Genomic DNA, 11,955 nt, shown 5'->3' on the forward strand with positions numbered 1-11,955 from the left:
TCGAAATCGATGCAGGCGCGCGCATGCGTCAGAACCGGATGTCGGCGGTCGCCATCACCGTGCGCCCTGCTCCCGGCACGCCGTACAACTGGAAGCCGTCGAGCGACGCGCCGATCGCCGAGTAATAGGACGTGTCGAACAGGTTCTGCACGTTGAGGCCCACCGTCAGGTGCTTGTCGACCTCATAACGCGCGGCGATCGAATGCAGCCAGAACGACGGCGCCTTTTCGTTGTCCGCGACGTACACGGGATGCTTGCCGCTCGCGCCGTTCACGGTGCTGCTGTTGTTGTTCTGGCCGCCGACGTAACCGTTGTCGGTATAGCGCCGCGTGCCGACGTACTGCGCGCCATAGCTGACCGACAGCTTCGGCGTGACGGCATACGTCGTCCACAGGTTGAACGTCGCGTTGGGCACGTTGGCCGGCCGCAACCCGGCATTCGCCCCCTTCGTGATACGCCCGCGCATCGCGGCGAATCCCGCGAACGCGGACCATCGGTCGGTCAAGTTGCCCGACACGCCGAGCTCGAGGCCGTCCACCCGGCGCGGCGGCAGCGCGCGCACGACCGTCGTCGTGCCGTCGCCGTAATCCCACGAATCGGACAGCTCGGTGCGAAACAGCGCGCCCGTCACCGATAGTCGATGATCGAACAGATCCCATTTCGAGCCGAGTTCCCACGTCTGCGCGACGGCCGCCTGCAAGTCCTGGCTCGACGTGTTGCCGTAGATCACGTTGTTGGTCGTCGCGCCCACCGCCGACGGTTGCGCGGCCCGGCTGTAGGTCGCGTAGATGCTGCCGAACGGCACTGGCTTGTACGTGATGCCGACGCGGCCGCTCAATGCGCCGTCGTTGCTGCGGGCGACGGTGTGCGCGTTCGCCGCGCCGTTGACCTGCTTCAGCGAAAAGCGGTCGTAGCGCACCGCGCCTTCGACGAGCCACTTCGGCGTGACGGTCACGGTGTCGCGCAGATAGACGCCCGCATCGGTCAGCGATGCGTAGTCGCCCGCGCCGCCTTCGAGCGTCGGCACGCCGCCCATGCTGGTGCCGTACGCGTTCGTCAGGTTCATGACCGGATTGACCGACGGCGCGAGAATCGTGCGGGCGAGGTCGCCGTAGCGCTCGTGATACACCTCCGCGCCCGCGACGACGTCGTGATGCAGGCCGCCCGTGTCGAACGAGAGATTCAGGTTGGTTTCGTTCGCCACGATGTCGTACCGCTTCGACGTGCCGAAATTGCTGCCGCGCAGTACCGCCAGCGGCGACGCATTCGCGAGCGGTGCATAACCGCTGTACGACGCGAGCCCTGCGCCGCTCGTCACGAGCGGCCCCGTACCCGTGTAGCCGTACGACGTACCGTCGGTCGAATTGAAACGCGCGGGCGACAGCACGGTGATGCGGTCGGTCTGCTCGAAACGGGTGAGGTTGGAAATCCGCACGTTGTCGTTGAAGTCGTGCTCGACCTTGACCGTCGCGCGATCCGTCACCTCGCGATCGGTGAACAGGTTCGGGTCGCCGTACCAGCCGTTGCGCGGCACGCCGGGCATGCGTGCGCCGCCGGTGCCGCGCTCGATCGGCACGCCGGTGTCGGGCGTGTTCACGTCGTTCTGGTGCAGATAGTCGATCGTCACGCGCGTCGGCGTGCCGAGGCCCAGCGCCAGCGAGCCGGCCACGCCCCAGCGGTCGTAGTCGGTCACCGCGCGGCCGTCGACCGCGTTGTAGTGGCGCATCAGGTTCAGCCGGAACGCCGACGTCGGCGTCAACTGCTTGTTGAGGTCGGCCGTCACGCGCCGGTAGCTCGCGGAGCCGAGTGTCGTCGACAGGTGGTACGCGTCGCCGGCGTGCGCTTCCTTGCTGACGAGGTTCACGCTGCCGCCCGGCGCGGCGACGCCGGATTCGATCGTGCCGGTGCCCTTGAACACCTCGACGCGCTCGACGTTGAACGTATCCGTGCGCCCGGCGAGGCCCGCGTCGCGAATGCCGTCGACGGTGATGCTCTGCTCGCCTGAAAAACCGCGGATCGTGAACATGTCGCCCCAGCCGAGGTTGCCCTCGCCCGACGTAAACGTGATGCCGGGCACGTTCTTCAGGATGTCCTGCAGGCTCTGCGCCTGCTGCTCGTCGAGCACCTTCTTCGGGATGACGGCGACGCTCTGAGCGACGTCCAGCAGCGGCGCAGTGAACTGGTCCGACTGCAGGAATTCCGTGCGGTACGGCGACGAATGCGCGTGGATGTCGATCGCTGGCAGCGTGGCGCCCGGCGACGACGACGCGTCCGGCGCGGCGGCCGGCACATCCGGCTGCGCATGCGCGGCCGACAGCATGGCCAGCCCGAGCGTGGCGCCCAACAGGTTCGACAGCAAGGCCGACGGCGATCGGCCGGCTCGTTGATGAGACGACGACATGAATCCTTCCGGTGATGTGAGTAATGAAGAGGACGGCTAGCGCGACGCGGCGGCAACCGGACCGGTTGCCGCGAGCCCATCGATCAGCACCTGGAGCTGGCCGCGCGAGCAACGCTCGATGCGCGCGGCAACCCCGAACACGTCGGCGAGACTGGCGGGCGTCACGACGTCTTCCGGCATGCCGAAGCGCACGATGCGGCCGCGGTGCAGCAGCATCGCGCGGTCGCAACCGCGCAGCGCGGCGCTGATGTCGTGCAGCACGACGACCGTCACGAGCTGCCGTTCGCGCGTGATGTCGTGCAGCGCGGCCATGACCTGGTGCTGGTGATTGAGGTCGAGCGCGGACAGCGGCTCGTCGAGCAGCAACACCTGCGGATCGCGTGCGAGCGCCTGTGCGAGGCCGACGAGCTGGCGCTGGCCGCCGGACAGTTCGTCGAGCGTGCGCAGCGCGAGCGCCTCGATGCCGAGCCGGGCGAGCACCGCAAGTGCGGCGATGTCGTCGCCCTGCCCGCCGCCGGCGCGGCCGGCCGCCATCAAGCCATGCCGCGTCGCGCGGCGCGCGACCACGACCGATTCGAGCACCTGCAGGCGCACGCCGGCCGGCAGCGCCTGCGGCAGGTACACGACGCCATGCGAACGCGCGCCGCGCAGCCCCGGCACGAACGGTTCGCCGTCGAGCGCGAGTGCGCCCGACGCGGCACGCGTCAGCCCCGCGAGCGTGCGCAGCAGCGTCGACTTGCCGCTGCCGTTCGGGCCGAGCAGCGCGGTGATGCAGCCGCGCGGCAACGGCCCCGCGCTCAGCGACACGAGCACGTCGCGCCGCCCGTAACGTACCGTCAGTCCGTCGATCGTCAACCCGCTCATGCCTGCCCTCCCTGCGAACGGACGACGATGCCGAGGAACAGCGGGATGCCGACCAGCGCCGTGACGATCCCGACCGGGATCAGCACGCCCGGCACGATCAGCTTCGATGCAATCGAGGCGAGCGACAGCATCAGTGCGCCGAGCAGCAGGCTGCCGGGCAGATAGAACCGGTGGTCCTCGCCGAACAGCGTGCGCGCGAGATGCGGCGCAATCAGCCCGACGAAGCCGATCGTGCCGACGAACGACACCGCGAGCGCGGAGAGCACCGACACGCGCAGCAGCGTCGCGAGCCGCACGCGCTTCACGTCGATGCCGAAGCTCGCCGCGCGATCCTCGCCGAGCCGCAGCGCGGTGAGTGTCCACGCGTTGCGCATCGACAGCGGCAGCGCGATCGCGAGCGCCGCGGCGAGCACCGCGAGCTTCGGCCAGTCGGCGCGTGCGAGCGAGCCGAGCGTCCAGAACACGAGCCCCTGCAACGCATCGGCCGACGCAATGAACTGCATCAGCGACACGAGCGCATGGAACGCGAACACGAGCGCGATGCCCATCAGCACGACGCCCGTGGTGTTCATCCCGCGCCAGCGCGCGACCACGTCGAGCAGCAACGCGGACAGGAACGCAAAAACGAACGCGTTCGCCGCCACGACCCAGGTTTGCGCGATGCCCGGAATCGTCACGTCGAGCACGATCGCGAGCGACGCGCCGAAGGCGGCGGCGGCCGACACGCCGAGCGTGTACGGGCTCGCGAGCGGATTCGCGAGGATCGTCTGCATCTCCGCGCCGGACAGCCCGAGCGCCGCGCCGACGAGCACGGCCATCGCCGCATACGGCAGACGGATCTGCCAGACGATCACGCGTGCGGCCGGATCGGCGCCCGCGCGCTCGACGAGCGTGCGCAACAGCGTCGCGACCGGCATCCCCGACGGCCCGGACGACAGATCGAACAGCACCGACACGACGATCAGCAACGCGACGACGACGAGCGCGGCCGCGCGCCGCGTCGTGAGACGGCGATAGTCGCGCAGGCTCGTCGCGTGCGCGTGCCGGGCCGCGCGGCCGGGTACGGCATCCTGAAGCACGGCGTCGCTCATCGTGCGGCCTGCGACGAAGCGGCCGGCAACGGCGTGTCGACCCACTCGGCGCCCTGCGGCGCGATCGCGAGGAAGCGGCGATGCAGTTCGGCCTGCGTCGCATGCACGTCGAGATCCTTGAACTGCTGCGGGTAGAACCACTTCGCGAACGCTTCGATCGCGAGAATGTTGTACGGCGAGTCGTAGTAATTGTGCGAGATGCCGTGTACGCGGCCGTCGCGGATCGCCTTGATCGCATCGAAACCCGGACGCGCGGCGAGCTGCGCGAGGCTCGCCGCCGCATCGCGCGCGCTCGTCTGCGCGCCGACCCGCAGCGACGCGAGCCCCGGTTTCGTGCGGCTGCCGGTCGCGATGTACACGTCGGGCTGCGCGGCGATCGCCTGCTCCATGCTGATGTCGCCGAGCACGCCGGGCAGCAGCCCCGCCGCGATGTTGCGCCCGCCCGCGGCCGTCACGAATTCGCCGAAGTTGCCGTTGCCGGCCGTGTGGCAGCAGCCGGCATCCCACACGCCGGCGAGTAGATCGACGAACACCTTGGGCCGCTGCGCCTCCGGAATCCGGTTCACGACCGCCTCGACGCGTGCGAGATGCGCACGGTAGAACGCCGCGTACGCATTCGCCTGTTCGCTGCGATGCATGACCGCACCGAGCAGCGCGATGCTCGGCAGCGTGTTCTGCAGCGGATGCAGCCGGAAATCGACGAACACGACCGTCGTGCCGGTCGCCTCGAGCTGCTTCACGAGCGCGTTGTAGCGGCTCGGCCCGTGCCCGCCGAGGCTGAAGATCGCGAGATCGGGCTTCAGGCTCAGCGCCTTCTCGGCGCTGATGCTGTCTTCCGTCGCCTGGCCGATCAGCGGAATGCGGCGGATCTGCGGGAAAGCCTGTGCATAGGCGTCGTAGGTCTGCGGGTCCATCAGCGGCAGGTCGCCCTGCCAGCCGACGATGCGTGCCAGCGGCTGCGCGCCGTCGAGCAGCGCGACAGCCGACAGCAGCCGGCTCTCGCCGAGCAGGATCCGGCGCGGCGCCTGCGCCGGGACGCGAACCGTGCGGCCCGCGAGATCGGTCACGGTCGCCGGCGCGGGCGACACCGCGGAAGCAGGCGCGGTCGCCGCCGCTGCGTGCACGGCGGCCGCGCCGATCATCAGCGCGGCTGCGCCGAAGCACGCACGCCGCACCCACGAATGTCTGGAAATTGCCATAATGTCGCCTCTGAATGAGAATCATTGCCATTTGAAGGGCGACACTGTAATCATTGCGTGTAATGGCGATGTGTTGGCAGCGCAGCCTTTTGTAATGGAATGTGTTGGCGCGCCCCGCCTTTCAGATTCATTTCGATTTACCCGGACGCTTCTCCTGATGGACCACATCCTTGTCGTCGACGACGATCCGAACATCCGTACGCTGCTCGGCGACTACCTGCGCGGCATGAACTACCGCGTCACGCTGGCCGAGAACGGCTTGCAGCTTCGGCAGGCGCTCGGTACGGCGAGCGTCGATCTCGTCGTGCTCGACCTGATGCTCGACGGCGAGGACGGCCTCGATCTCACCCGCGACCTGCGGCAGCGCCACGACGTGCCGATCGTGATCCTGAGCGCGCGCGGCGGCCTGCTCGACCGGATCCTCGGCCTCGAGATGGGCGCGGACGACTACCTGCCGAAGCCGTTCGATCCGCGCGAGCTCGTCGCGAAGATCAAGGTCGTGCTGCGCCGCACGCGCGCGATTCCTGGCGCCCGGCGCACCGAGGCGTCGTCGCTCGTCAGCTTCGCGGGCTGGCAACTCGATACGCGGATGAAGCAGATGATGTCGCCCGACGGGGTCGTCGTGTCGCTCGGCGGCTCGGACTACCGCACGTTGCGCGCGCTGCTCGATCACCCGAACCGCCCGCTGTCACGCGAATTCCTGCTCGATCGCGTGTTCGGCAAGGAGCTCGCGCCGCTCGATCGCTCGATCGACGTGTGCGTGAGCCGGCTGCGCCACCACTTGAAAGATGCCGCGCGCAACGCGGCGCTGATCCGCACGGTCCGCAACGAGGGCTACATGCTCGTCGCGGACGTCGTGCACGAAGCGTGATGCGCGCGCGCCGCCTGAAGCTGCGCGTCTGGCCCGATTCGTTGTTCGGCCGGCTCGTCGCGATCCTCGCGGCCGGCATGTTCGCCGGCCAGATGCTCACCGGCACGATCTGGTTCGACACGCACGACAACCGCATGCTCGAAATTCCGGCGCGGCTGTTCGCGAGCCGGCTCGCCGATACGCTGCGGCTCGTCGACGCCGCGCCGGACGCGGCCGCGCGCGATGCGGTCATCGCCGCGCTCGGCGACGCACGCTACCGGCTGCGCCGTGTCGATGCGCCCTCGCCGGCCGGCACGCTGACGTTCGCGCAGCACGCGACGGCCGGCCTGATCGCCGGCGTCCTGTCGCGCCGGCTCGGCGCCGATACGCCGTTTCGCCTCGTCGACGCCGAGCTGCACGACGACACGGGCCGCCATGCGGGCCCGCTGAGCCTGTTCGATTCGCGGATGCCGACCGGCGAATTTCACGTCCAGGTCGGCCTGCCGTCCGGCGGCTGGCTCGACGTGCGCGCCGACGAAGGCCAGGCCGGCATGCATGCGATGCCCGCGTCGCTCGTCGTCGATTACCTGCTGCGGCTGTACCTGATCCGCTTCGTCGCCGTGTGCGCGGTCGCGTTCGTCGCGGTGCGCTTCGCGTTGAAGCCGCTCACGCAGCTCGCGCGCGCAGCCGAAGCGCTCGGCCGCGACATCCACCGGCCGCCGCTTGCCGTCGACGGGCCGTCGGAAGTGCGCAGCGCGGCCGAGTCGTTCAATGCGATGCAGCGGCAACTGATCGACAGCTTCGCCGGGCGCGCGCGCTTTCTCGGCGCGGTATCGCACGACCTGCGCACGCCGCTCACGCGCTTGCGGCTGCGCACCGAGATGCTGCCGGACCCCGAGTGGCGCGACCGGCTGCGCGGCGATCTCGACGAAATGGAATCGATGGTGCGCAGCGCGCTCGACGCGGTGCGCGGCGTGGAAGTGACGGAGCCGCGCCGCGGCATCGATCTCGATTCGATGCTCGAAGGGCTGGCCGAGGATGCGCGCGATACCGGCCAGGCGGTCGTGATCCGCGGGCACGCGTCGGCGCCGGTGTCGGGCTTCGCGCGCAACCTGAAACGCTGCCTGCAGAACCTGCTCGACAACGCCGCGCACTACAGCGGCGGCGCCCCGGTGACGATCGACGTGCGCGACGGCAAGGACGCGGTGCGCATTGTCGTCAGCGACTCCGGCCCGGGGCTTCCCGACGACTGGCTCGAACGCGTGTTCGAACCGTACCGGCGCGGCGCGCACGCCGATCGCGACGACGGCGGCACCGGCCTCGGCCTCACGATCGCGCGCAGCATCGCGACGCTGCACGGCGGCACGCTGACACTGCGCAATCGCGACGGCGGCGGCCTCGATGCGATTCTTGCGCTCCCGCGCGACGGCGCGTAACGGGCGTTGCACCGGTCACGCGATTCGTTTGTAGAATCGGTTCGTTCGCCGTTCATCGTACGGTGAACGGCACGATCCTCGGCCGCCGTCGCGGCGGATAGCTGCGGCCCTTCATCGATTCGGTCGGGGCGCCGTATCCGCCGGGAGCGAACGTTGCCGAGAGCACGTGCTGCCGAACGACCATTACGACATGCGCCATGCACTACCACCCCGACGACATCAGCCGGCTTTTCCTGAGCGTGCCGACACTGAAGCTGAACCGCCCGGCTCCGGCCGAACGCTTCCTGGCGGCCGCCGTCGATGCCGGCGTCGAACTCGGGCACGTGTTGCGCGACTATCCGCATGTCCGCTATCAACCGCTCGACTTCCACTACCTTTGCCAGCAAAGCCTGTCCGTGCTGGACGACGCGTTGCTGGCCGACCTGACGTGCGACATCAGCCACGGGTGGCGCGGCGCGCACTGGGCCGCGCTGCTGATCGCGCTCTCCGGCGACGCACGCTACCTGCCGCACCTCGACGAGGCCAGGCGCCATCGCGGTGTCGCATGGTCGGCCGAGCTCGCCGAAGCCGCGTCGAGCCGCGATGCGCGGTCGTCGGCCTTCTCGTGCTGCCAATCGATCGTGCGCCTGCGCGATCAGCTGTCGGTCCTGCCGCGCGTCGTCGTCCGCCTGAGACGCTGCCACTCGCCTGAAGCGCTCGACGCCAGGGCAATTGCCGTTCGTGCCGCGTATCGCAGCGGCGGCGTCGAAGCCGCGCTGCCGGTTGCGCGTCGCTGATCGCTCGACAGCCGAGCGCGCAACTGCGGCTCGCGCCGCCCGGCACAGCCAGCGCCGCGACGTACCTCCCGCCTTCCGCCTCCCGTTCCCGCCCGAATCCCCGGCACCGCCGCCGCGATTCCGCGCGATTTCGCAGAGGACCTTTCCTGTGCAGCGCCTTAATCGAGCGTCGCCCGATCTCCAATAATGGCCGCTCGATCCGTCGGCCGGCGCGCCGGCGCGACCCGCCGGCCACCGGGCCGGACAAACGATAAAAACTCCTATGCATTCCTACCAGATGAACAAGCACGCCAACGCACGCGTCGCGGGGACCGTCATTGCCGCATGTCTGACCGGCTTCGCGCCGGGTATCGCGCACGCACAGAGCAGCGTCACGCTGTACGGCCTGATCGATACGTCGATTACCTACGCAACCAACCAGCGCACGCAAGGCGCCGGCTCGCCCGGCAGCGGCGCCGTCGCGATGACGAGCGGCGCGCTGAACGCATCGCGCTGGGGGCTGCGCGGCCGCGAGGATCTCGGCGGCGGAATGGCCGCGATCTTCGCGCTCGAAAACGGCTTCTCGGGCACCACCGGCAAGCTGTCGCAGAAAGGCGTCGACATGTTCGGCCGCCAGGCGTGGGTCGGTTTGAGTTCGAAGACGGCTGGCGCGCTCACGTTCGGCCGCCAGTACGACCTGATCCTCGATTTCGTGACGCCGCTTGGCGCCTCTGGGCCCGGCTGGGGCGGCAACCTCGCGGTTCACCCGTACGACAACGACGATTCGAACCGCAACCTGCGCATCAACCAGGCGGTGAAGTACACGAGCCCGACGTACCACGGGCTGCGATTCGGCGCGATGTACGGCTTTTCGAACACGGCCGGCCAGTTCAGCAACAACGCGGCGTGGAGCGCGGGGGTGTCGTACGCGAACGGGCCGCTGAAGCTCGGCGCGGGCTACCTGAAGATCAGCCGCGACCGCAATGCGCCGAACCCGGACGGCGCACTGAGCACGGTCGACGGCTCGGCGACGATCACCGGCGGCAACCAGCAGATCTGGGCCGTGGCCGGTCGTTATGCATTCGGGCCGCATTCGGTCGGCGCAGCCTGGTCGCACTCGACCACCGACGGCGTGACGGGCGTGCTCCAGGGCGCCAACATCGCGCCGCTGAAGGGCGAATCGCTGGTGTTCGACAATTTCTCGATCGACGGAAGCTTCTTCGTGACCCGCGCATTGAGCCTGTCAGCCGCGTACACCTACACGATGGGCCGCTTCGACACGCGCACCGGCCAGACGCGCCCGAAGTGGAACCAGGTCGTCGCACAGGCCGACTATGCGCTGTCGAAGCGCACGGACGCGTATCTCGAAGGCGTCTATCAGAGCGTGAGCGGCGGCAACGGCAATCCGGCATTCAACGCGACCGTCTGGACGCTGACGCCGTCGGCGAACAGCAACCAGGTCGTCGTCGCGCTGGGTTTGCGCCACAAGTTCTGACGACACGGCGCGCTGCCTGCGTCGTCGCCTGCACGCGCAAGGGCGTGTCCCGGACTGTCGCATCGACGCAAAAAATGCGGAGAAACTGGTCACGCTGTGACATTTTTCCTAATCTGGATGCAGCGGCGCCGTTATTTCGGTGCTTCGGCCGCAACACTCTTTCATAAGGCGTCCCGCCGGCTTACGAAACGCATCGCGTGACAGAGCCGGCACTTTCGCGCCGCTGCGGCCGGATACGTGACGTTGCAGATTGCACGCACCACGCTCTCAACGCAGTCAACCGCAGGAGAGAACGATGAGCACAACGAGCCGATTTGCGATCATTGCAGCCCTTGCCGTGCTGGCCGGTTGCCACCAGGCGGCGAAAACGCCCGAGAATGCCGGCATGGCGCCGACGCCCTCGAGCGAAACCGTCGCAACGGTCACGGCCGACGATCTCGACAACCCGAACAGCCCGCTCGCGAAGCGCAGCGTCTACTTCGATTTCGACAACTACTCCGTCAAGCCCGAATACCAGTCGCTGCTGCAGGCGCACGCCGACTACCTGCGCAGTCATCCGGCGCGGCACGTGCTGATCCAGGGCAATACCGACGAACGCGGCACGTCCGAATACAACCTCGCACTCGGCGAACGCCGCTCGCAGGCCGTGATGAGCGCGCTCGAAACGCTCGGCGTGCCGGCCACGCAACTGGAGGCGGTCAGCCTCGGCAAGGAAAAGCCGGTCGCACTCGGTCACGACGAAGATGCGTGGGCGCAGAATCGTCGCGCCGATCTCGTCTATCGTTGACCGGATGCCGCCGCGACGGCGGCATTCGCTTCACGCAGCGCATCGCAGGCCGCGGGCGGCCGGGTTACGGCCGCATCCCGAAACACCCGTCAAAAGCGGCGGCGGCGCAATGTGCCGCCGACCGGAATTTCGCGCGTCGCTGTGAAGGATCGCGCGACGTGCGGATCGCATGCGCGACGCGCGCAGCCATACTCAACGCAAGCGTTCGAGCCGCCGATGCAGCCAGTGCGACATCACGCCCGACGTCACGAACGAATCGAGCGTCGCGATCACGTTGATGCCGCCGATATCGTTGTCCCCCAGCAGATAGGTCACGAGCAAGACGTAGCCGAGCATCGCGCCGGTGCCCACGACGATCCCCAGCAGCACGAACCAGCGCCGCCGGATACGCGTGCCGATCGCGCCCATGATGCCGCCCGCAACCGCCGCGGGCAGGAAATAGCCGAATACGAACGACGCGACAAAAACCATCAGCGCCATGCCGGCGCAGGCTTTCAGAAGATCCCACTGCGGGCCGTGGATCACCGACCACGCGATCAGCATCACGGACGGCCAGACCAGCGCCGCGACGAGCGGTCCGCCGAACGCAAACGACAAACAACCGAACACAACGGGACTGGACGCGCGCAGCGGTTTGCGCGGCGGACGATCGACGGTGGCACTCATGTTTTTATGTTCGTAATCGGAATGGCGGCGTGCCGGAGTGTACCAAGTCGCCGAGCCATGCATGCGATCCGGCACCATCGCGCCACGATACGCAAAAAGCATGGAATAAACGCCCGCCGCGACGCGTTACATCATCGCGCAGGCGCCGGTTCGCACGAACCGGCCTGTGGTGCGGCCTGTGCGTCGAAAGGAGATCGAAATGAAATCGGCAACATTGGCCGCGGCGCTGATCGCGGCACTGATGCTCGTGCTGTCGGCGGGATGTACGTCGTCGGGCAGCGGCGTTTCGCAGGGACCGGGCATGAGCCGGTACGGCGGCGGCGGTTCGGGAGGCAGCGGCGGTGGTGGCGGAGGTGGCAGCGGTTACTGACGCGCCGCCGCGAAAAAAGTCGGGGGGCGCATCGCGCGCGA

Annotated in this window: 11 protein-coding genes; 6 read left to right on the forward strand and 5 right to left on the reverse strand. The window is 68.4% G+C overall.

The window, feature by feature from the left end; translation table 11 throughout:
- Positions 1-28: 28 nt before the first annotated feature.
- From BBJ41_RS20900 to BBJ41_RS20915, 4 genes are read right to left on the reverse strand one after another with little or no spacing between them, the layout of a single operon-like run.
- Positions 29-2,401: a TonB-dependent receptor gene (locus BBJ41_RS20900; protein WP_069748233.1), complete on the reverse strand. Its 2,373-nt coding sequence runs from the start codon at positions 2,399-2,401 to the stop codon at positions 29-31.
- Positions 2,402-2,437: 36 nt separating this feature from the next.
- On the reverse strand, positions 2,438-3,265 hold the full coding sequence (locus BBJ41_RS20905) for an ABC transporter ATP-binding protein (RefSeq protein WP_069748234.1): 828 nt from the start codon (positions 3,263-3,265) through the stop codon (positions 2,438-2,440).
- Positions 3,262-4,356 (reverse strand): FecCD family ABC transporter permease, encoded by a 1,095-nt coding sequence (locus BBJ41_RS20910; protein WP_069750296.1) that lies wholly within the window; start codon positions 4,354-4,356, stop codon positions 3,262-3,264. Before BBJ41_RS20910 ends, BBJ41_RS20905 begins: the two co-directional genes overlap by 4 nt.
- Positions 4,353-5,555 carry an ABC transporter substrate-binding protein gene (locus tag BBJ41_RS20915; RefSeq protein WP_069748235.1) on the reverse strand — a complete coding sequence of 401 codons (1,203 nt, stop codon included), beginning with the start codon at positions 5,553-5,555 and terminating at the stop codon, positions 4,353-4,355. The genes BBJ41_RS20910 and BBJ41_RS20915 overlap by 4 nt, the downstream gene beginning before the upstream one ends.
- Before the next feature lie 157 nt (positions 5,556-5,712).
- Between BBJ41_RS20915 and BBJ41_RS20920 the strand changes: the two genes are divergently transcribed.
- From BBJ41_RS20920 to pal, 5 genes are all read left to right on the forward strand, one after another.
- Complete coding sequence (locus tag BBJ41_RS20920) at positions 5,713-6,426, forward strand: response regulator (protein ID WP_069748236.1); 714 nt, start codon at positions 5,713-5,715, stop codon at positions 6,424-6,426.
- On the forward strand, positions 6,426-7,841 hold the full coding sequence (locus tag BBJ41_RS20925; RefSeq protein ID WP_083281929.1) for an ATP-binding protein: 1,416 nt from the start codon (positions 6,426-6,428) through the stop codon (positions 7,839-7,841). The genes BBJ41_RS20920 and BBJ41_RS20925 overlap by 1 nt, the downstream gene beginning before the upstream one ends.
- Positions 7,842-8,038: 197 nt before the next feature.
- On the forward strand, positions 8,039-8,617 hold the full coding sequence (locus tag BBJ41_RS20930; protein ID WP_069748237.1) for a hypothetical protein: 579 nt from the start codon (positions 8,039-8,041) through the stop codon (positions 8,615-8,617).
- 262 nt (positions 8,618-8,879) lie between these two features.
- Positions 8,880-10,091 carry a porin gene (locus BBJ41_RS20935; RefSeq protein ID WP_083281930.1) on the forward strand — a complete coding sequence of 404 codons (1,212 nt, stop codon included), beginning with the start codon at positions 8,880-8,882 and terminating at the stop codon, positions 10,089-10,091.
- A gap of 295 nt (positions 10,092-10,386) precedes the next feature.
- On the forward strand, positions 10,387-10,878 hold the full coding sequence (pal, locus tag BBJ41_RS20940; RefSeq protein WP_069748238.1) for a peptidoglycan-associated lipoprotein Pal: 492 nt from the start codon (positions 10,387-10,389) through the stop codon (positions 10,876-10,878).
- A gap of 192 nt (positions 10,879-11,070) precedes the next feature.
- On the opposite strand, the gene BBJ41_RS20945 is transcribed toward pal, so the two are convergent.
- Complete coding sequence (locus BBJ41_RS20945; RefSeq protein WP_069750299.1) at positions 11,071-11,544, reverse strand: hypothetical protein; 474 nt, start codon at positions 11,542-11,544, stop codon at positions 11,071-11,073.
- A 199-nt stretch (positions 11,545-11,743) separates the two neighbouring features.
- Here BBJ41_RS20945 and BBJ41_RS41220 point away from each other — a divergent pair, with 199 nt between their 5' ends.
- Complete coding sequence (locus tag BBJ41_RS41220; RefSeq protein WP_167362209.1) at positions 11,744-11,914, forward strand: hypothetical protein; 171 nt, start codon at positions 11,744-11,746, stop codon at positions 11,912-11,914.
- Positions 11,915-11,955: the final 41 nt, after the last annotated feature.

The sequence above is a fragment of the Burkholderia stabilis genome, from assembly GCF_001742165.1.
In the GTDB taxonomy this organism is placed as follows: Bacteria; Pseudomonadota; Gammaproteobacteria; order Burkholderiales; family Burkholderiaceae; genus Burkholderia; species Burkholderia stabilis.